Origin of the sequence: Bartonella sp. TT110JLCBS (assembly GCF_042193405.1) — a bacterium.
Lineage (GTDB): Bacteria > Pseudomonadota > Alphaproteobacteria > Rhizobiales > Rhizobiaceae > Bartonella.
Window position 1 is genome coordinate 45,560 of the sequence record NZ_JBHILT010000004.1, and the last position, 21,669, is coordinate 67,228.

Consider the following 21,669-nt stretch of genomic DNA (forward strand, 5'->3'; position numbering starts at 1 on the left):
AAGGAATACCTTTAAGAAAGCATTCTCGCTTTAAAGAGTCGTTATAGTTTTTTTTGTTTTATAGAAGGATCAATAATGCTAAACATTATACTTTGATAAAAAAAGAAAGTAAATTATGACTATTATACTGAAACCGAGCGAGGTGACGCTTAGTGAGCTTGCAGCTATTTATTTTAATGGTGAAGTGAGTAAACTTCATAATGACACGCATTTAGCTATCGAGAAAGGGGCTCAGCGCATTGCTGAAATTGCTGCTGGAAGTGAGCCTGTGTACGGTATTAATACTGGTTTTGGGAAGTTGGCTTCCATTAAAATTGATGCGGACGATGTCGCTGTTTTACAGAGAAACCTTATTTTGTCCCATTGTTGTGGGGTAGGAGAGCCTTTAGCTGAAAATATTGTGCGTTTGATAATGAGCTTAAAGCTTATCTCTTTAGGAAGAGGAGCTTCAGGAGTTCGTCTAGAATTGGTAAATTTGCTGGAAAATATGCTTGAAAAGGGCGTCATTCCTGTCATCCCTGAAAAAGGGTCTGTTGGTGCTTCAGGTGATCTAGCTCCACTTGCTCACATGGCGGCTGTTATGATGGGAGAAGGGGAAGCATTTTTTCAAAATATTCGTATGAGTGGGGCGGTTGCATTAGAGAAAGCGGGATTGTCCCCTATTATTTTAGAGGCAAAGGAAGGTCTAGCTCTTATTAATGGGACTCAAACATCAACAGCCCTTGCACTTGCCGGTCTTTTTCGAGGTTATCGGGCATTGTGTGGTGGATTGTTGGCCGGGGCTTTGACGACAGATGCTATCATGGGATCAACGGCGCCATTTCATCCTGATATCCATATTTTACGAGGACATTATGGGCAGATTGCTGTATCGAAAACATTAGAAAAGCTTGTAGAGGATTCAGAAATTCGTGCAGCACATTTACGGGGTGATGAGCGTGTACAAGATCCTTATTGTATACGTTGCCAGCCACAGGTCATGGGGGCATGTTTTGATATTTTGCTGGCAGCAGCAAAAACACTGATTATTGAAGCAAATGCTGTTACAGATAATCCATTGATTTTAAGGAATGGTGAAGTTGTATCAGGTGGAAATTTTCATGCTGAACCTGTAGCGTTTGCTGCTGATCAGATTGCTCTTGCTTTATGTGAAATAGGATCTATTTCTCAACGGCGTATTGCTCTTATGGTTGATCCAGCAGTTTCTTATGGACTTCCAGCTTTTTTAGCGCATAATGCGGGTCTTCATTCAGGTTTTATGATTGCTGAAGTAACAGCGGCAGCTTTAATGTCTGAAAATAAGCAAATGGCCCATCCTGCTTCCGTTGATTCAACACCAACTTCAGCCAATCAAGAAGATCATGTTTCAATGGCTTGCCATGGAGCTCGTCGGTTATTGGTAATGAGCGAAAATCTTTTTACACTTATTGGCATTGAAACGCTTGTTGCAGCACAAGGAATTGAATATCGTGCACCTTTAAAAACAAGTACTTTCTTGCAATCTGTTATGGGATGTTTACGCAAAAATGTTGCTTCTCTTAAAGAAGATCGCTATCTGGCTCCAGATCTTCATCAAGCTCATATACTTGTGCGCGAAGGGCACTTATTATCTGTTTTACCAGAAACAATTTTTCCTTCATTAAGTTTTCAATAATACTTGTTTTAAGGACAATGATGAAGAGCGGATATTGAATTTTGAAACTTCCTCATATGAAAATATAGAAGATCAATACTATATTTGAATTATTTAATAAATTATGTATATGTATATGTATGTTATTTATAGTCAACTAGATATTTTATTATTTTATAGGGATCTGACTTAGCATCATAATTTTATAGAAACTATAAATTTAAAGCACCTATACTTTCTGATTTCTATCAGAAATTTTAATATAGTTAAATAATATTCACAAATTGTATGTTGTAATATTATACTTTTATAAGTACAAATATATAATATATGTATTATATTAAGTAAAAATAAAAAAATTATTGTAGATTCTTCTTATTTGTTAATAATTTATGAATTTTATATTTCATTTTTGATATTTTAAATAAAAAAGGAGAAAGAAATGTTTAAAAGTGCTAGATTATGTGTATCAATAACAGTTATTTTTTTCTCTCAAATTCTTGAGATTCATGCAAATTGTAGGAGAGGAGGCTTTCCAGAGGAAGTTTTCATTACAATAGTGGCCCAAGAGAAGGAGTCTCTGATTTTAGCGAAAAACAAAGATTTTATTGCTATCTCAGGGCAAAATCCTGAAGATAAGGAGAATGCTATTATTGGGCCAACAGTCAAAGATTCTATTTTTAGCGCATATTTTTTTTCCATTGGAAAGTTTATCTTTAAGACAGTTGGAGTCCTTAAAAAATGGGTTGTAAATACAATTTCTCATACTTTTGAAGGCTTGCGAGATTCGTATTATCATTGATTGAGCTATTCAATTGGCGTAAAAAGTTTGCTTTGTGGTCTCAAAGAGAGTTTTCTTAAAGTAACAAAAAATTAATTGTACGCATAGTTAATGCGTTTGTTATGAATTTTTAGGCTTCTATTTCTGTGCACGGAAATAGAAGCCTAAAAGTTTAGATTACATTAAGATTAATTTTCTCTGTAAAAAACTAGAGAATACGAAATGAATTAAATGACAATTATAAAAAAATTCATTATCACTTTATTTGAATAAAATAATACAAAATTGCAGGCTATAAAAGCTGAATAATTCGCAATAAAAGTATTTTTTCATTGTTTAGAGCAAAGTGTTTGACGGGCTGGTCTTCGATGTTTTTTGAAATATATTTGTGAAAGAAACATGAGGCTTTATTTATCATAAAGCTGTTATCGTGGTGTGGAGTGTCAGCATTTCAAAAAGTAAGGAAAGAAATGGCAATAAATGAACTGAAAAGAGGGATGAGTAAGCGCCAAGTTATTTTTTTAGCTCTTGGCTCTGCTATTGGAACAGGTCTTTTTTATGGGTCTGCACAGGCAATTAAGCTTGCGGGTCCCAGTGTTTTGATTGCTTATTGTATTGCTGGTTTAGCTATTTTTATGGTTATGCGGGCTTTAGGAGAGATGATACTTCATAATCCATTACCTGGTTCTTTTGCTCGTTATGCGGCAAATTACATATCGCCATTAGCAGGTTTTTTAACGGGATGGACATATGTATTTGAAATGATTCTTGTGGGTTTGGCTGATATTACAGCTTTTGCAACTTATATGGGGTTTTGGTATCCTGATGTTGCTCCTTGGGTATGGGCACTGAGTATTACATTAATCATCACAGGTATTAATTTAGCTGCTGTAGAAGTCTATGGTGAACTAGAGTTTTGGCTATCTTCTATTAAAGTTATCGCTATCATTGCGATGATTATTTTAGGAATAGCAATTATTTTTTTTTGGGGGGGGGAAGGGGCAGATTTTTCTACCGTTACTGTTCATAATTTATGGAAAAATGGTGGACTTTTTCCCAATGGTTGGTTTGGTTTTTTAGCTTGCTTTAGTGTTGTTGTTTTTGCTTTTGGTGGCATAGAAATTATTGGCATGGCAGTTATGGAAGTTCAAAACCCTCATCAAACGATTTCAAAGGCAATTAATTCTACTCCAGTTCGTATTTTGCTTTTTTACGTCATGACGTTAGCTATTTTAATGTCTCTTTATCCTTGGAATGAGATTGGTCTTATGGATAGCCCTTTTGTATCTATTTTTGAAAATCTTGGGATTTCGTATGCAGCAAATATTTTAAATATTGTTGTTGTTACAGCGGCTATTTCAGCAATGAATAGTGGAATGTATGGTGCTTGTCGTATGATCCATGGTTTATCGCAGGAAGGTTATGCTTTAAAAAAGTTTCAATATTTATCAAAAAATGGTATACCAGTTTTTGTTATTTTAATGATCTTTGGTATCTTTCTTCTTGGTGCTGTCCTTAATTATTTTTACCATGAAAAGCTTTTTTTTCTTATTGCCGCAATGGCAACATTTGCGACAGTTTTTGTTTGGATGATGATTTTACTTTCACAATTTTTTATGCGAATTAAGATGCCTAAAGAAGCACAGAATGGTTTAAAATTTCCCATTCCATTTTGGCCAATAGGGTCGATTTTTTCTATTTTATTTATGGTTTTTATTTTTATTCTCTTATGGTATTTTGATGAGACACGACCGGTTTTAATTATAGGTGTTAGTTGGATTGCTTGGCTTGTTGTTTGTTTCTATGCACTTAAACTTTATAATTTTAAGAAAAAGAAACAGCAATAAAATGTGAATAGAGATAAAGCTCAAAACAAATAGCTGATGTCATCAGGAAAACAGATGTTTGATTGTTATTCTCTAAAGGTTAGAACAATCTAGATTGAAAAAATCTGCTCGTTATTATTTTGCTTTGGAAGTTTTTGTGAGCCATTGCTTACGGTAACGACAAAATCATATAAATATTAGGCGTTTTTTGATGGTGAGCTGTGCCATCAATATAAGTCTTTCAGGTTAAAATGCCTAACAGCGCAAATAGATTTTACCAGATACAAGATTATAGGCAGATATCTTTTTCTAAACGTATTAATGAAGTTCTGTTTCACAAGAGAAGTTATTGTAAGATTTGTTTTTTTTTAGCTCTTAAAAAAATTGGCTGTTTAAATTTTGTTGTTTAGGAAACTACTATCTCTTTTAGAAGCGAAGATAAAGTTCTTTATGTCTTTTCTTGAAAAGAAGGGGTGAAGTTTTTTATTTCTATTATTTTTTCTCAAAGAGAATTGGCGTTGGTAGAAAATAGTGGATAACAAAGTCATTAGAGGTATTGTATCATTGTGTTTGCAAAAACTTTAATAAAGAGCAGCAAGGTATTACAATAAAATCTCATAGGAAAAGTAAATTAAAGAGAACAATGAACGTGTGACAGTTTTACGTCTCTTGTTGTTATTGTGCTCACAAGAGTAAGGATCAAACTTATTTTTTATAATATTGATACGAGAGTAATTTTTATCACAAGTGGAGGTGGGAAAATGCACTCCGCAACTGTATTACGGGTGTAAAATTATTCAATATTGCCATAAAAGGTGCTCAAGAACACTACAACCAACAACAATCGTTGGCAAACAGTTTTTACACGAGAAATCTTTCAATAAATTTGAAGTGCATACCACAACCGTCTTATCCATTTGGGGGACAGCTGGCAACATTGTGTTGGACGTGCAAGGTCCATGTTTCCTTCAATAGCATCTTTACTTTTCTGTGAAGAAGCAGCTGTTTATGCAGTACAGCATGCTGACAATTTAAGGAAGAAAAAATGAAATGAACTTTAAACTTATTGAGTGTCTTAGCTCTATTCGTCATAATTGGTTGCCAGTTTAGGAAGTCTCTTGCAGGATACTTGACTGCATGGGAGAATCCAGATGAAGATTTTACTGAGATAGGAAAAGCACTGTTAGAGTGTGGAATGCCCCCCTTATGATGTCTTTCCAGAAAATAAAAAGTTTTAAGTATCAATGCAAAGGCTTCTATTGATGCTTGCATGTTTCAAGCAAAACTTCACTACAAATGGGGAGGATTATATTGGTGTTATATCTTATAAAGATGAAAATCTCTCCATTTGTTGTCTTGGTGCTGTTATCCCACAACGAAGTGTCAAGAAGCGTTTGAACAGCCCGTTTTGTAAAAAATATAAAACCGCACCTGAATGTCAGCCTTAATTTTTGCTGGTAATGATCTCGATCCCTATCTTCATGTTTCTCATGCTTGTGCGCGAGGGGACCTTAATTCAGCATGTCAATGCTATTTATTTATGGGTACCACAACTGTTGGCGCAATAATATAAAAATATCTATTTTGATTGTAATCAAAATATTGATAATAATTATAAGCATATCATTGTTAGACATATGATTTTAGTAATAATTTTACCGTATTTTTGATATAATAATTACGGCATAATCTTCGGAAAGATAAAATAATATAGGTTGATAATGTTCATCATTGTTTTGGAAGTGAAAAAGCAGCATGTACAGTAATTTATGGATTGTTTCATAATATCAAATTATTCAAGGACAGGAAAATGAAGCAGATTTTAAAATTATTCAGCGGGATGACCTTATTTGTTATGGCTGGATGTTACCCAGAGCAGCCTTCTCGAACAGCTGTAGATGCATGGGAAAAGTCTGGTGCTGATCAAATTGAGATCAAAAAAGCTCTGTTAGAATGTGGAATACAGCATCTTGATGGTCGTCTTGATACAGAAACAACTACTGATGAGAAATTCAATGCTGAGGAGTCTGTGAATGCATGCATGATACAAGCAGGTTTTCAAGATAAATTGGGAAGGGTGAAGTGGTGTGAAAAGTATGAAAATCTTCCAATTTGTCAGCCTGATGCTGTTATTCCTCAGCGAAGTGTAGAGAGGCGCTTGAATAGTCCTCATTGTGAAGAGCATAAAGAGCAACCAGAATGTCAACCTTAAATATTGATGCTGTTTGTAATCAATAATCTTTATATTCTTGTTCTCGCATGGGGGGAGGCGGGATTGTTTTTCAATGGACTAACCATCTTACATGCGAAAAAATATTAGCACAGGCTTATAAGCTTTTTTATCGTGAATATTGAGAGAAGGGGAAAAATAAAAAAAATTGAAATTATTGAGTGCTATAACTTTGTTAAGCTTTGCGGGATGTGTTAGCAAATCTCCTCCATCGACGTTGGCATTATGGGAAACGCCCAGTGTCAATAAATCTATGGTTCAACAAGCACTGTTAAAATGTGGCTAGAAACCATTCTATGTTTCTTCTGAAAATATGGATTCGCGTGCAAGTGAATTTGTAGTAATTTATGAGTGCATGACTAAAGCAGGTTGTGGGTACAAACTACAGGATTCAAAGGGAATTTATTTTTCATCAGCATTGCGAAGTGATTCATTTTTAGTCAATTTAATAGTAGCAGGGTATCAGCAGGTTATGGACAATGATACTTTTGGAGTAACCAATTCGACAAAATAAGAGCGAGATTTGATGTTACGTTTTGAAAATGATAACAAACGCCAGAAAATAAAAAAATTGAAAAAGTGATCATTGACAGTAAAATATATTCAACTTTCAAGTAATAATTCAATGAAAATATTAATGGGGAGAGGGAGTAAAAATGCAGCTCTTTTATCCTCGATATAGTTATATTCATCAGAGACTAGCTTAGTGATGTGTTATTGTCAGATGATAATAATATTGGGGGATGGTGAGTTATTGTTTGGAGAAGGTTATTCAATATAAAAAATGGCAAAGAATAGCTTTGCTAAAATACCTTCTTTAACGATCATAAATAAATTGCTTTTATAGAAATGATTTTGATGTTTTTTACAGGAGAGTGAGTGTTTTATTGTATTTAGATTTTATCAGAGGATATGAAAGTGTTATGCAGGTAATTTTGATGTAAATAGCTTTTCGTTTTATGATCTATTTTGAGATGATATGTTCTAAAGTAGCTCATTGATTAATTCTAAATATTGATGATAGGGCATTAAGAGAGGTTTTGTTTATTTATTCAATTTTTTGTTAGATGGCTTACAGTTCCTTAGGTTTTTGTTGTGGTTTAGTTGTCTGGCGCTTATATTACAGTTCTCAGAACTTTTAGGGGGTAATTCTTTAAGAGATCGTAATCCTAAATGGTATCTTAAAACTGTTTGTTCTTTCTTTACATAAAATACAAAACATATTATAAGACCCTATCATTTATCATAAAAATAATAAAATCACTTTGTTTATTTTATTCTTATCGTATTTAATTTGTGATTTATTTTTGTACCAGCATTTTTTGTGTTTGTTGAGAAAAAGAAAGTTTTAAAAAACAATGATAAGCAAAGCATCTAAAAATCGCTTATATTCGTGTGTTTTTACAGCAGCTATTTTTTCTTTTTTGTTAAACATAAATATTGAGGCACATTCTCATTCATTTGTATCACTGTCATGTGATGAAAACAAATTACCTTACGGATGCAGTGATGGTTCAAAGCATACAATTAGTGATAAAGTATATAAATTCACGGCACCTGTTAAAGAAAAGAATGGCGATGGTCGTTCTCACATGTTGCCTGCTGCTATAGTCGTACAGGAGTCAAATACAGTTATTGAGGCAATGCGTGTAGAGGTTGAAGGGACTGCAGGTGTAGAAGATATCTATGGTGCTGTGGTCTCACGAGGAGGAAAAGTTGTTTTGAGCGATTCAGCTTTTAAAAATGTATCAATAGGTCTTAAAGCTGATAGTGGAATGATTGAGGTTGATCGTGGAACAATTGAATCTTCTCAGATAGCTGCTTATGCAGAGAATCTAGGAGCATCTGTTACGTTAACGAATACAAAAATTAAAGTGGAAGGTCAGGGTATCGGTCGAGAGAGTGCTCTTTTCGTTAGTGCTAATGCGGGTATTCAGATGAAAAGTGGATTTATTGATGTGAATGATGCTGCTGCGCTTTATGTGGGGAGAGCGGGGAGTGCGACTTTAGATGGTGTTACCATTGCTTCAAAATATCAAAAAACAGAAGACAAAGAAAATACAAATGGAAAAATTACACATACAGTTTTCAATGTAAAACATCAGGGTTCTGTTTATGTAAAAAATACGAATATTATTTCTACGGATGTTCATGTTTTAACAGTTGGACAAGATTCTAACACACCATCCAATAATGGCAGGGAAGGAAATATTTTAATTTCACGGGTTAATATTGAAGATTCAACAATTAAAGCAATCGGTAACAAACATGGTATGTATTTTGAGAGGGATGGGGAAAATGATGCATATGAACAGGGGCTTGTCTTTTTGAAAAGGACGATTTTTGAGGTTCCAGATGGGACAGCTGTTCATAGTCATAACAGTCGTATTTATATTGGAGTAACAGAAGGTACAAAAATTTTTGGTGACTTATTATTAACAGCTGAAAAGGGGGGAAGTGTAGCGATTTTGGCTAATTCTTCTTCATTGATAGGAGGGACTCGTGTTGCCGATGATTCTATTGCTGAGCTTTATTTAACAGGGGGATCAAAATGGTTTTTGACAAAAAGAAGAGGGATAGATTTGCAAGTTGCAAACCCTACAAGTTCGTCTATTTCATTTGTGAAAGTTTCTGATAGTTTTATTGCTTTTGAGACTCCAATGTTTCAGGAGTATCAGACACTTTATATTGGGAAGGGAGAAAAAGAAGTTTATAGTGCGCAAGATAGGGCAGATATTTATCTCAATACACATCTCAGTCGTGAAGGTTTGCTCGATAATAAAAAAACTGATCGGCTTTTGATACATGGTGATGTTTCTGGAAAAACGACAGTTTATGTGCAATTTGTTTCAGGAAATCTGGGTGAGATAGCAACCGGTGAAAATGCTCATAGTATTTCACTTATTCAGGTTTCTGGAAAAGCGGCAGAGGATTCTTTTCAGTTAGATCGTCCTTATATCGCATTAGAGGGTTTGCCTTACCAATATTATCTTCATGCTTATGGTCCAGCTTCTGCTCTTGGAAATGCACAAACTTCTCAAAGATTGGTTGAAGGAGATGGAGATTTTTGGGATTTCCGCCTTGAAAGTAAATATATTCAGCCTGCTTTAGAGGTGTCTGCTATTCCTCCTTCTGCGTTAAAGGTCAGAGAGGTTGTTCCACAAGTTCCGACCTATCTTTTGTTACCAAATGCTTTATTTCATGTTGGACTTATGGATATTAGTCATCAACAAAAGCAGTTGCAAGTTACGCGGTCTATTCCTCGTAAATTATTAAAAAACGAAGAGAATTTTGCTTTATCTGTTCACGGTTATGGTGGACGTTATCGTTATATCTCAGATCTTTCTACACTTAAATATGGGTACGATGGACATGTTGATTATAACGCTATAGAAACAAATCTTTTGCTTAAAACGGTAGAGAGTGCACATAATACGACATCTTTTGGGATTATGGGAACCTATGGAAAACTTTCCTTACAACCTCATAATGTGGAACAAAGTCAAAAGAGTACATTTAATAAATGGTCATTTACGGCATACGCTAGTGTGGAATACAACACTGATTTTTACGTAGACGGTCTTTTATCTTATGGCTTGTTTAAAGGGGATGTGCGTAGCCATGTTTGGGGTAAGACGGCGACATTAAAAGCAAAACCTCTCAACGTTTCTTTTTCTGCTGGTAAAGTGTCTATGATAGGACGTGAAGGTCTTATTTTTGATCCGCAATTTCAGCTTATTTATCAACATCTGCAATTTGATAAGTTTCGTGATATTGACGGATTTGATGTTGAGATGAAAAAAATAGATCAATGGTTTATGCGTGTTGGTGGGCGTTTAAGTAAAACATTTACAGCCTCTGAAAAGGATCGTATCACTTCTTTTTATGGCAATATTCATCTTGCTCATTGTTTTGGTAAAGAACAATTTGTGCATTTTAAAGATGTTTTTCAGTTGAGTTCTTTTGGTTCTTCCTTAGAAGTTGGCTTGGGTGTCAATTCACAGTTTTCTTCTAAAGTCACACTTTACAGTGATCTTAGCTATCAGCACACGTTAACCAAGGCAGGTTTTTCTGGAATTCGTTTTTCTGGTGGATTGCGCTATCATTTTTAAGCCATCTTTTTAAAAATAATAAATGTGATTTTCAAAGTCTTGTTCTATTATCGGAATTAAAACCATTGTTTGTGCAGAATTTTTTAATAATGGTACCATGTGCTTTAATAAATATGAAAATATCATGTTGATTTATTTTTATCTGCTATAGCATTTCTCAAATGCTTTAAAAAATTTGTCCATCTGATAAACAGATTTAAAATGAGAAAATCCTACAATATCGGGGTTCTTATTCAATATGAATAAAGATAAATTATCATTATAAATCAATATTTTGCCATATGATGCTTAAGGTGTCATCGAGCCATTTGTGGTAATTGCGTGCTTCTTCGTTTGAGGCATGAACAGAGAAAATAAAACCGGGATATCCACCAAATGCTGGTGGCGGTGGTGAAATATGATCCGTTTCAAAGAAAATGATAGTTCTGCTAGTTTGTGGATGTTGTACGACCTTATCGAGACCTAAAAATCCAGAGAAGCGTCCATACCCATGAAGAGGAATAATATAATTTGCCGCCACTTTTTCAGCTGGGAGTATATCGGGAAGGTCTGGGGTTTGTTCAGCTAAAGCGGCATTCATACAGAGTTTTGCAAATGAAATTCCTGTACCTTGCTCCACAATAAAATGGGAAACACCTGATCCACCTATACGAGCACCGATCTCAATGATATAGGGTAAGTTATTGGCATCTAAGCGTAGTTCTACATGGGCAGCCCCCATATTTATACCAAGAGCTTTAACTCCAGAGCATGCAGCCTCACATAAAGCAATAATTAAAGGATCATCTATATCACAGCGTTGACGATAAATTGTTTCTTCAAACCATGGTCCCTCAGGCTGTCCCTTGTCTCCAACGGACAGAACATGTACACCTGCTGTATCAACAAAGCATTCTACGACAAACTCTTTTCCTGGCAAATACTGTTCTACGATTAAACCTACAGGTTTACTTTTATCATTAAAACGTGCCATGTCTTTATGCTGAACATTCCATACGGCTTTAATGAGATCAGAAAGTTCAGCGGAATTTTTAGCTAACATGACGCCTGTACTTGCCCATCCAGAGACGGGTTTAATAACGAGCGGATAGTCTAAGGCATGTGTTTTTGATAGGTCTTCTGGATGATCTATATAAAAGAATCCTGGTGTTCTTAAGCCTGCTTTAGCAAAAGCTTGACGCATGAGATATTTATTTCGGGTTAATGCTGCTACTTCTGGTTCAATACTTGGAGTATTGATTTTTTTTGCAGCCAAAGCTGTCCATAGGATAGCTTCTTCGCGAAGGGTCATAATCCCAGAAATATTGCGTTCTTTTGCTCCCGTTGCAAAAGTGTCTAGAGCTGCCTCTGGGTTATCAAAAACAGGAAGTTGCCAAGTTGAAGTGACTGCTGCGGGGTGTTGAGTGGGAGCGCTTTCAGCGGTATCATAGATCATTATTAATTCGATATTAGCTGCTTGTGCTGCTTCAAATATAAATGGTAGTTTTGCATTGCGTTGGCAAACTAACGCGAGTTTTTTCATTTTGTTTCCTTATTAAATTTGGAATTTTGGACACGACGTTTTTGTTGCCATCCAGATACCTTTGATGCATCTATAAATAAGAGTGTCATTCCTATAACAGCCATCATCATAGCAATTATTTTGATCATATTGAGAGAAGGGCTCGAGCCGATTATCCATTCACATGCAACCACTGCAAAAGGGGATAATACGCCGATAGTATTGGCGTATAATACGCCTCCTTCGGCTAAAACTTTTTGATATAATACGTAAACTGGTGCCGAGCAAACAGTTCCTAAAATCAATATTTTAAATATATCTTCTAACTTAAGATATAAGAGTGGGGCAGGATCAAAAATAAATAATGGCATAAAAGATGCGACAGAAATTGTTGTGATCCAAGCCAGTGAGGTGAGCAAAGGTAAATTTTTAAGATAACGTTTAGACAATAAGCCATAAGCAGAGTAAGAAAGTGCTGCTGTTAAAGCAAGAGCTATTCCTATTAGGTTATAATATCCACCTTCTCCACTGTTTATATTAAATGCTATAGCTGCTACACTGACAATTATCACTCCGCTAAACTTCAGCCATGAGAATTTAAGGACATTTGTCAATGCACCTAATATATAAGTAATCCCTGGAATAGTAGCGAGAACCATAGTTAAATCACTGGCTTTGAGCGATTTTAATGCCCCAAAGCTGCATACAAAATACAGCGAGAATCCTAACACTGAGAGAATTAAAAAAGAAGGTATCATGGAAAGCAATGGTAGGGATCTGAAAACAGCTTTCTCACGAAATATTGCAATCAGCCATAAGGTGGCAGAGGTGGCAAACAACCTAAGTCCAACCGCATGCATGACGGGTATGTTGCTAACCAAATTCTTAGATAATAACCAACTTATGGAAAACAATGCTAGAATGGCAAAGGTAAATAAGAATAACTGTTCTTTTATAAAACTCAATGATTTAATCCTCTAATCACTCGCTGTGCATAATATGATGTTGAAAAATTAAATCGTGACTGTGAAGTTTGCGGCTTACCAAGATTATTTTGGATATAATCCTTAGCTCCTGCCAAATAAGCGTCATCATCTAATGCTTCAAGTGCTTCTATATCTGCTATCATCAATATTATTACTTTTTCAAGACGCTCCAAATCAAATTGAAGATAACCTTGATTTATTTCAATCAATGCTTTGTTTTGCATCAATATTTCAAAAAGCAAGACACCTGTGCCAGCATCGAATGTCATATGCTGATCAGAACTTTTTGGCTAACGAAATATGCGTTTTAATAGAACAAATTCAGTTGTTTCTTTCCAAAATTTTGGATGATTTTGTAGCATAATACGCACTGTAATTAAATCAACTTTAGTTTCTTCTAGAAGACCTGTAAACCAATTTTAATTTTATATACAGATTTTTATCTAATGGCCGCGGTCCGGTATGATGTGCATAGTCATGATAATAGCCTCACAAACAGCGAGCATCGTAAAGGTCTTCTTTAGATAAGTTACGACTATGCAATTGATCGAACAGGAATTTACTATCTCGACCGAGTAAACGTTCAGCTTCCACAATTGTTTGCTTATCAATTTTCTTAGCAGTTGCTACAGATTCTGGGAATAGAACAATGCAATTGTTGTCTATCTCCCTCTTGATGCTATTCCCATTTTTATACATTGAAAAGGTGATAGATAATTCTTTGTATATTTTGAGGCGTCAGCGAGATAGGCTTATCATGCCGTAAAACATCGTTGTTTAGGGGAGTGATTGAGCAGGAAAGTTCTATGCAGGGTATTTATTGGATATGTTAGAGAATTATTGGAATGGTTAAGCGAAGGTGAATGACACGTAAACCGCACTGCTCTATCATTTTTTAGATGAGCAGCGTTTTTGAATCTGTTCGTATTGATAATACTATTGTAGGTGAATAATAAGCAAATTGGTAAGGCGTGAACATCTTTGCCATAAAACTCAATATATTTAACTTCTTAATTAAGATAATACTTTTAAAAATTGTTTTACTATTATGATTGTATTGAATATATGAAAGTCAATCATCATTATCTTGTTTGTAAAAAAACATGAAATATAACTCTTAAATTTTAGAGTGGGGGGTGGTAAGGTCTTTTTCTCTTTGGAATCGTTAAGAAGGTCAGATTAAATTTTATTGAAGCTACAGAACCTAAAGAGACAGTCGCTTTCTTGAAAAGATCAGAGGTAAACAATATGCGTGAGATTTTGGATCATTTTGATATGCCATTGAATAAAAAGAGTTCTGTTCAAAAGATTCAAAATCTTTCATGTCAGCCATTACCAAAACGATTTTATAAACAAGTAAAAATTTCTTGTGAGGAAGGAGGCTTTACTCTCTTATTAGATGAACGTCCTGTAAAAACGCCCGCAAGGCGTCATTTTCATGTGCCAACACAAGTGTTTGCTGAATTTGTTGCTCAAGAATTTGAGAGTCAAAAGCACGTTGTTGATCCTGCAAAAATGCCGATGACGCGTCTGGTTAATACTGTTATTGATGGTATCGCTGATGATATGCAGGCTGTATTTGAAGATTTATTGCGTTTCGTTGCATGTGATATGATCTTTTATCGTGCACAGACACCTAAAGAGTTGGTGCAAAAACAATCTGCACAATGGGATCCTTTATTAGATTGGGCAGAAAAAAAACTGGGTGCAAGGTTTTATTTGACAGAAGGGCTGATGCATGTGGAACAATCACCAGAAGCACTTCAAGCTGTGAGTCATTATTTACGAAGCGTTGAGTCTGCTTATATGCTTGCTGCACTTCATATGATGACAACATTAACGGGATCTGCTCTCATTGCTCTTGCTGTTGCTGCGGGAAACATTGATGCTGATCATGCTTGGTCTATTGCCCATTTAGATGAAGATTGGATGATGGAACAATGGGGAATAGATAAAGAAACAATCGCACGTCGTGCTCATAAAAAAGTTGAATTTAAGGCTGCTGCTACAATTGTTACAACTTGTTTATAAGATTTTTTTGTTTCCTTGTGCTTTTTCTCATTACAGTATTTTTGTGATTTTTTGAGGATTGGTTTTTACTTTTTCAAGTCCAGGAAATATTTCATTGGTTATGTTTAAGATTGCTTCGTCATTGCCACGGATAAAATACCATTGGTTATCGTGAAGTAGGGCAATAATTTCAGTTTGAATAGAGCATTTTTTTCCAGCATTTGTTGTGGTTACAAGCTCCACGGGTATAACAAAATAAGGGGTACCATTATCAAGGGTACCTTCACGTTTTTGTTTTTGATCAATGTTGATCGTTTCAATCTTGTAACTTTCTGCCAACCGTTCTATTTGGCTTTTCATGATTTGTAGAAATTGTGATTGATTAAGATTTTTTTTGGCGGTTAAGCGGTTGATGACTTGGGGAGGAATAGCATTTAAGATGGCATTTGCATCGGCATTTTTAAGTGCTTTACTATAAGCAGATGTTGCTTTCTCAAGAGTTGTAAGTTTTTGGTTGGTTATTGTATGTGCTTTAGTTGTTGATGTGATAAAGACAATGCATAAAAGAACGGGAACGAGAAAACAAATTCGCGGCATTAGAAACCTTTGTTAATTCATTTGAAGAGATTCAACACATTATAAAGGAAAAGCGGACGAGCAAAAAGCCTCTTGCGCTTTTGCATGAGACGAATATCCACAAAAATGGAGGCTTTTGCCTCCATTTTAAATACCAAAAGAGTGCGTACTGATTGTTTAAACGGAATAGTACATATCAAATTCAATAGGATGAGGCGTTGTTTCGTAGCGCAAAACTTCTTGCATCTTTATTTGAATGAAGGAATTAATCTGATCATCATCAAAAACATCGCCAGCTTTAAGAAAGCCACGATCTTTGTCGAGTGCTTCAAGTGCTTCACGCAAACTTCTTGAAACGGTAGGGATGTCTTTGAGTTCTTTTAAGGGAAGATCATAAAGGTCTTTATCCATAGCATGTCCAGGGTGAATTTTGTTTTTGATACCGTCAAGACCAGCCATTAAGAGAGCGGAAAATGCCAAATAGGGATTGGCTGTTGGGTCTGGAAAACGTACTTCTACACGTTTTGAGTTTGGTGAGGAACTCATTGGAATACGGCAAGATGCGGAACGATTACGTGCAGAATAGGCAAGAAGAACAGGAGCTTCATAACCAGGAACCAAACGTTTATAGGAGTTTGTGGATGGGTTGGTAAAAGCATTTATTGCTTTTGCGTGCTTAATAACACCACCGATAAAAAACAGACAGGTTTCTGATAGTCCGGCATATTCATTTCCTGCAAAAATGGGTTTGCCATCTTTCCAAATGGAGAAGTGAACATGCATTCCTGACCCATTATCACCAAAAACTGGTTTTGGCATGAAGGTTGCTGTTTTTCCATAACTGTTTGCTATTTGATGCACGACATATTTAAAAATTTGCATCTTGTCAGCCTCGCGAACGAGTGTATCAAAACGAATACCCAATTCATGTTGGCCTGCTGCTACTTCGTGATGGTGTTTTTCGACCTGTACCCCCATATCTTTGAGTGCTGTGAGCATTTCAGAACGCATATCTTGGCAAGAATCAATCGGCGGAACAGGAAGGTAACCTCCCTTCATTCGTGGGCGATGTCCTAGATTGCCTGTTTCATATTCCATATCATCATTAGAAGGAAGTTCACTTGAATCGAGTTTAAATCCTGTGTTGTAAGGGTCTGTTTTATAGCGCACATCATCAAAGATAAAAAACTCCGCTTCTGGACCTACATTGATTGTATCTCCAATGCCTAAAGATTTCATATAAACTTCGGCCCTTTTGGCGATAGAACGAGGATCTCTACGATAAAACTCTCCAGAGACAGGATCAAGTACGTCACAAAATATGACTAAAGTAGATTGAGCAAAAAAAGGATCAATATGTGCTGTTCCAGGATCTGGCATTAAAACCATGTCAGATTCATTAATTGTTTTCCAACCAGCAATTGAAGAACCATCAAACATGACACCATCACTAAAAGTATCCTCGCTGATCTCTGCGATATCCATTGTAATGTGATGCAATTTTCCTCGTGGATCAGTAAAACGTAAATCAACAAAACGGATTTCGTTGTCTGTAATCTGTTTGATAATATCTGATGCGGTTGTCATATTCAATTTCCTTAATGTGACGTTGAGGTAGATAAAAAAGTAAATTTTCTCGTTATTTATTAAAGAGCATCGATACCGGTTTCGTCCGTGCCTATACGAATTGCATCATCAATGGAAAAGACAAATATTTTTCCATCTCCTATATGTTTGGTTTGAGCTGCTTTACGTATTGCATCAACAGTTTGTTCTAGTTTGTCATCGGACACGACAATTTCGATCTTTACTTTAGGTAGAAAGTCAACAACATATTTCGTGCCACGATAAAGTTCTGTATGTTCCCTTTGACGACCAAAACCTTTCGCTTCTGTTACTGTAATACCATGTAATCCAATTTTTTGAAGCGCTTCTTTCACTTCATCAAGTTTGAAAGGTTTTATAATGGCTTCAATTTTTTTCATGCTGAAATTATCTCCAACGTTATTTTGTCTTTTTAGACTGCATCACATTATATTGGCAACTGTAAGATGTCCAACAGATAGTTTGTGCACAAAAAGTCATAAATGATGACACTATATACTCTTGGAGGAGAACTTTTTTGTATAATAAAGTGAAATATTATTGTTTTGGAAAAAGCTTACTATCCTTGTAAACGAATCAAAATAATATAATAAGAGTATTTGGTTTCTTTTTTGTTATATAATGCCTTTATTTATAACAATAATTAGACGTTTCCCATATTGAGTGAGGAATTCTAATAACGTAAGATTTTCTCATTTTAGATCTTCTTATAGTAAATCAATCAAAATTATATCTTTGTTTATCAAGAGATACGAGCGTGTGGATAAAAATATTTGAAAAAAGGACTAAAAATGCCTTTTATGAAAGCTTTCGATAACCAAAGGTTGTTGCAATATTAAAGGGTATGGATGGGACAATATTGGAAAAGAGTGTGATGATGCCGATTACGCTCCTTCATAGATGATGGTGTATAATAATCAATTTCCCATTCTCGGGTGATGTCGTGAAATGGGCTTGGGGAGCGTTGAGAAATATTTCTTTGAAACAGATGTGTGAATTGGCAACGCAAATATATTCCGTTTGGGGTGTTGTGTCCCTTCGTGAGGAATGTAATCCCATTAAAGAATGCGATAAACAAAAGCGTGAAGCAATGCGCAATCTTCATTATTTAAACAATATTGCAGCGGATGCTTTTGAAAGCCGTCAAGATGAATTAAAAGAAGATGTTAAATATGGGAATTGGGTTATACCCTTAAAACTTCGTATTCTGCCAAAATTAGGCTGTCTGGTCGTTTCAGCTATAAACAAAACAGAGAATAAATATGCAATTATGCGCGCATTCTTATTTGGCAATACGACAACTGAAACAGCTTATAAAGCGCTAAATTGTTTTTAGTCTTTGCTTCAAACATGTTGCACCACTGGAATTAGGTGTTGGTTTACAAGTAATAATAAAAGTACAGGCTTTGTTAGTATGCTGTATTTTACAATGGAAAGCGTTTCTAAGAATTGGAATTATAAAGAGATGGGCGCAGTAAAACATCTTTTAGAAATTTTCCCGTATAAGAAGCGGGAACCTTAATGATGTCTTCAGGGCGTCCAATTGCAACAATTTCGCCACCGCGATCTCCACCTTCTGGTCCCAAATCAATAATCCAGTCGGCTGTCTTTATAACATCAAGGTTATGTTCAATGACGATGACTGTGTTACCTTGCTCGACTAGTTCATGAAGCACTTCAAGAAGTTTGGAAATATCGTGAAAATGTAAACCTGTTGTCGGTTCATCCAAAATATAGAGTGTACGTCCCGTTGTTTTACGAGAAAGTTCTTTCGCAAGTTTTACACGTTGTGCCTCCCCACCAGAAAGTGTGGTTGCTTGCTGTCCTACTTTTATGTAACCCAATCCTACTTTAATGAGAGTTTCCATTTTATTATGAATAGCGGGAATAGCTTGGAAAAATTCCTCTGCCTTTTCAATTGTCATATCCAAAATATCGGCTATAGACTGTCCTTTGAATTTTATTTCTAGTGTTTCTCGGTTATAGCGTTTTCCTTTACAGACATCGCAAGTAACATAGACATCAGGTAAAAAGTGCATTTCAATTTTGATGACTCCATCGCCTTGACATGCTTCGCAGCGTCCTCCTTTAACATTAAATGAAAAACGCCCAGCTTTATAACCGCGCGCTTTTGATTCTGGAAGATCGGCAAACCACTCACGAATCGGTGTAAAAGCGCCTGTATAGGTTGCGGGATTAGAGCGTGGAGTGCGTCCAATAGGGGATTGGTTGATATCGATGACTTTATCAAGAAATTCTAACCCTTCAATTTTATCATAGCTGGCGGGGTTGTGATGAGAGCCCATGATATGATGTGATGCTGCTTTGAAAAGCGTTTCAATAAGAAATGTTGATTTTCCTCCTCCAGAAACACCGGTTATGCATGTGAATGTTCCAAGAGGAATGTTCGCATTGATATTTTTGAGGTTATTGCCTTTTGCGCCAATGACTTTAAGTGTTTTCGTTTTTGATATTTTGCGTCGCTCTGTCGGCATTCTAACAGCCATTTTTCCTGCAAGGTATTGGCCTGTAAGAGAGGCTGAATTTTCTATAATTTCCTGCGGTGTCCCTTGCGCTATGATTTCTCCACCATGAACGCCCGCGGCAGGGCCCATATCGACAACATAGTCTGCCGTGAGAATAGCATCTTCATCATGTTCAACAACAATAACTGTATTGCCAAGATTGCGCAAATGGCGCAGCATTTCCAAAAGGCGTTCATTATCGCGTTGGTGTAAACCGATAGATGGTTCATCTAAAATATAAAGAACGCCTGTAAGACCAGAACCAATTTGGGATGCTAACCGAATGCGTTGGCTTTCTCCCCCTGAAAGTGTTCCTGAATTTCGAGACAAGGTAAGATATTCCAATCCTACATGATTTAAAAAAGCCAAGCGTTCGCGAATTTCTTTTAAAATACGTACGGAGATATTACGTTGTTTTTCTGTGAGATATTGATGAACATTGGCAAACCAATCATCTGCTTTTGAGATGGAAAGATCTGATATTTGCCCAATATGCATTCCATTGATTTTTACAGCAAGTGCTTCTGGTTTTAAACGATAACCATGACAAGCTGGGCAGGGCGAAGAAGACATATAGCGTTCGATTTCTTCTCGAGACCAAGCAGAATCGGTTTCTTTCCAGCGTCTCTCCATATTAGGGATAATTCCTTCAAAAGGTTGGGTCGTTTTATGCGAACCAGAATGATTTTTATAAATAAAAGAAATTTCATCTCTTTTTGAACCGTAGAGAATAGCTTGTTGTGCTTCATTAGAGAGTTCACACCATTGATCTGTGAGTTTGAAACCGTAAGCTTTTCCTAATGCTTCTAAGGTTTGTTTATAGTAAAGTGAATCTGATTTAGCCCAAGGGGCAATGGCGCCATTCTTGAAGGTAAGATTTTTATTGGGCACAATTTTCAGTGGATCTATTGCTTTTTTGATACCCAGTCCATCGCAGAGAGGACAGGCGCCAAAAGGATTATTGAATGAAAAAAGGCGTGGTTCAATTTCAGGGATAGAGAAACCCGATACAGGGCAGGAAAATTTTTCTGAAAAAATGATCCGTTTGTGTGTATCATTTTTTGATTTATGAGCAGATTCCTTTGTCGTTTCTTTTTGTGTCAAGGGTTGGTCTGCCATTTCAGCAATGGCAAGTCCATTGGCTAGTTGTAAACAGGTTTCTATACTATCAGCCAAGCGAGAGGTGATATCTTTCTGTACAACAATGCGGTCTACCACGACATCGATGTCGTGTTTATATTTTTTATCCAGAGGTGGAATGTCAGGGATTTCATAAAATTTGCCATCAACTTTAGCGCGTTGAAATCCTCTTTTTAAAAGTTCTGTTAGCTCTTTTTTATATTCTCCCTTTCGTCCTCGCACTAAGGGTGCCATAATAAAAATTCGCATTCCTTCTGGTAAGGACATAATTTGATCCACCATTTGGCTTACTGTCTGGCTTTCAATAGGAAGTCCTGTTGCAGGAGAATGAGGAATGCCAATACGAGCAAAGAGAAGGCGCATGTAGTCATGGATTTCAGTAACAGTGCCTACTGTTGAACGAGGATTGCGGCTGGTTGTTTTTTGTTCAATGGAGATAGCTGGAGAGAGACCGTCTATGCGGTCGACATCGGGTTTTTGCATGACTTCCAAAAATTGGCGTGCATAAGCTGAAAGGCTTTCGACATAGCGGCGTTGTCCTTCAGCGTAAATTGTATCAAACGCTAAGGATGATTTCCCTGATCCAGAAAGTCCTGTTATAACGATGAGTTTGTCACGAGGCAGATCAAGATCAATATTTTTAAGATTATGCTCACGTGCACCGCGAATGGAGATATATTTTTGATGAGTCATACTTTATCCTTGGCATATGTGGCAAAAATTGAGCACCTAAAATGGAATAAA

The 21,669-nt window shown here is 36.1% G+C and carries 14 protein-coding genes and 2 pseudogenes; 9 read left to right on the top strand and 7 right to left on the bottom strand.

The genetic code is table 11. The features are described from left to right. Window positions 1–115: 115 nt before the first annotated feature. The 7 genes and pseudogenes from hutH to ACFILW_RS03045 all read left to right on the top strand — a co-directional run bounded on the left by hutH (window position 116) and on the right by ACFILW_RS03045 (window position 10,582). The gene (gene hutH / locus ACFILW_RS03015; RefSeq protein ID WP_375622366.1) at window positions 116–1,654 is read left to right on the top strand and encodes a histidine ammonia-lyase; all 1,539 of its coding nucleotides are present in this window, start codon (window positions 116–118) and stop codon (window positions 1,652–1,654) included. A gap of 421 nt (window positions 1,655–2,075) precedes the next feature. Beyond that, window positions 2,076–2,435, top strand: coding sequence for a hypothetical protein (locus tag ACFILW_RS03020; protein ID WP_375622367.1), 360 nt, complete (start codon window positions 2,076–2,078; stop codon window positions 2,433–2,435). Between the two features lie 449 nt (window positions 2,436–2,884). Continuing rightward, entirely contained in the window at window positions 2,885–4,261 is a 1,377-nt protein-coding gene (locus ACFILW_RS03025) for an amino acid permease (protein WP_375622368.1), read from the top strand. Window positions 4,262–5,306: 1,045 nt separating this feature from the next. Next, window positions 5,307–5,688: pseudogene (locus ACFILW_RS03030) on the top strand (hypothetical protein). A gap of 362 nt (window positions 5,689–6,050) precedes the next feature. Continuing rightward, on the top strand, window positions 6,051–6,452 hold the full coding sequence (locus ACFILW_RS03035) for a hypothetical protein (protein WP_375622369.1): 402 nt from the start codon (window positions 6,051–6,053) through the stop codon (window positions 6,450–6,452). 166 nt (window positions 6,453–6,618) lie between these two features. Then, window positions 6,619–7,053: pseudogene (locus tag ACFILW_RS03040) on the top strand (hypothetical protein). A gap of 775 nt (window positions 7,054–7,828) precedes the next feature. Beyond that, window positions 7,829–10,582 carry an autotransporter outer membrane beta-barrel domain-containing protein gene (locus ACFILW_RS03045; protein WP_375685149.1) on the top strand — a complete coding sequence of 918 codons (2,754 nt, stop codon included), beginning with the start codon at window positions 7,829–7,831 and terminating at the stop codon, window positions 10,580–10,582. Between the two features lie 259 nt (window positions 10,583–10,841). On the opposite strand, the gene ACFILW_RS03050 is transcribed toward ACFILW_RS03045, so the two are convergent. From ACFILW_RS03050 to ACFILW_RS03060, 3 genes are read right to left on the bottom strand one after another with little or no spacing between them, the layout of a single operon-like run. Then, complete coding sequence (locus ACFILW_RS03050; protein WP_375622371.1) at window positions 10,842–12,104, bottom strand: acetyl-CoA carboxylase biotin carboxylase subunit family protein; 1,263 nt, start codon at window positions 12,102–12,104, stop codon at window positions 10,842–10,844. Further along, window positions 12,101–13,048 carry a DMT family transporter gene (locus ACFILW_RS03055; RefSeq protein ID WP_375685150.1) on the bottom strand — a complete coding sequence of 316 codons (948 nt, stop codon included), beginning with the start codon at window positions 13,046–13,048 and terminating at the stop codon, window positions 12,101–12,103. The genes ACFILW_RS03050 and ACFILW_RS03055 overlap by 4 nt, the downstream gene beginning before the upstream one ends. Further along, complete coding sequence (locus ACFILW_RS03060; RefSeq protein WP_375685151.1) at window positions 13,045–13,338, bottom strand: hypothetical protein; 294 nt, start codon at window positions 13,336–13,338, stop codon at window positions 13,045–13,047. The genes ACFILW_RS03055 and ACFILW_RS03060 overlap by 4 nt, the downstream gene beginning before the upstream one ends. A gap of 979 nt (window positions 13,339–14,317) precedes the next feature. Here ACFILW_RS03060 and ACFILW_RS03065 point away from each other — a divergent pair. Next, window positions 14,318–15,100, top strand: a complete 783-nt coding sequence (locus ACFILW_RS03065) for an ATP12 family chaperone protein (protein ID WP_375645825.1) — start codon at window positions 14,318–14,320, stop codon at window positions 15,098–15,100. A 30-nt stretch (window positions 15,101–15,130) separates the two neighbouring features. Here the strand turns inward: ACFILW_RS03065 and ACFILW_RS03070 are convergent, their stop codons facing one another. The 3 genes from ACFILW_RS03070 to ACFILW_RS03080 all read right to left on the bottom strand — a co-directional run bounded on the left by ACFILW_RS03070 (window position 15,131) and on the right by ACFILW_RS03080 (window position 17,640). Then, a complete protein-coding gene (locus ACFILW_RS03070) occupies window positions 15,131–15,676 on the bottom strand; it encodes a hypothetical protein (protein WP_375685152.1) in 546 nt (181 codons plus the stop codon). Between the two features lie 156 nt (window positions 15,677–15,832). Further along, entirely contained in the window at window positions 15,833–17,242 is a 1,410-nt protein-coding gene (gene glnA, locus ACFILW_RS03075) for a type I glutamate--ammonia ligase (protein ID WP_375622377.1), read from the bottom strand. A gap of 59 nt (window positions 17,243–17,301) precedes the next feature. Beyond that, entirely contained in the window at window positions 17,302–17,640 is a 339-nt protein-coding gene (locus ACFILW_RS03080) for a P-II family nitrogen regulator (protein ID WP_375606671.1), read from the bottom strand. A gap of 563 nt (window positions 17,641–18,203) precedes the next feature. Between ACFILW_RS03080 and ACFILW_RS03085 the strand changes: the two genes are divergently transcribed. Further along, window positions 18,204–18,596 carry a hypothetical protein gene (locus ACFILW_RS03085; protein ID WP_375685153.1) on the top strand — a complete coding sequence of 131 codons (393 nt, stop codon included), beginning with the start codon at window positions 18,204–18,206 and terminating at the stop codon, window positions 18,594–18,596. A gap of 106 nt (window positions 18,597–18,702) precedes the next feature. Here ACFILW_RS03085 and uvrA read toward each other — a convergent pair whose 3' ends face one another. Continuing rightward, window positions 18,703–21,618, bottom strand: coding sequence for an excinuclease ABC subunit UvrA (uvrA, locus tag ACFILW_RS03090; protein ID WP_375685154.1), 2,916 nt, complete (start codon window positions 21,616–21,618; stop codon window positions 18,703–18,705). Between the last annotated feature and the right edge of the window lie 51 nt (window positions 21,619–21,669).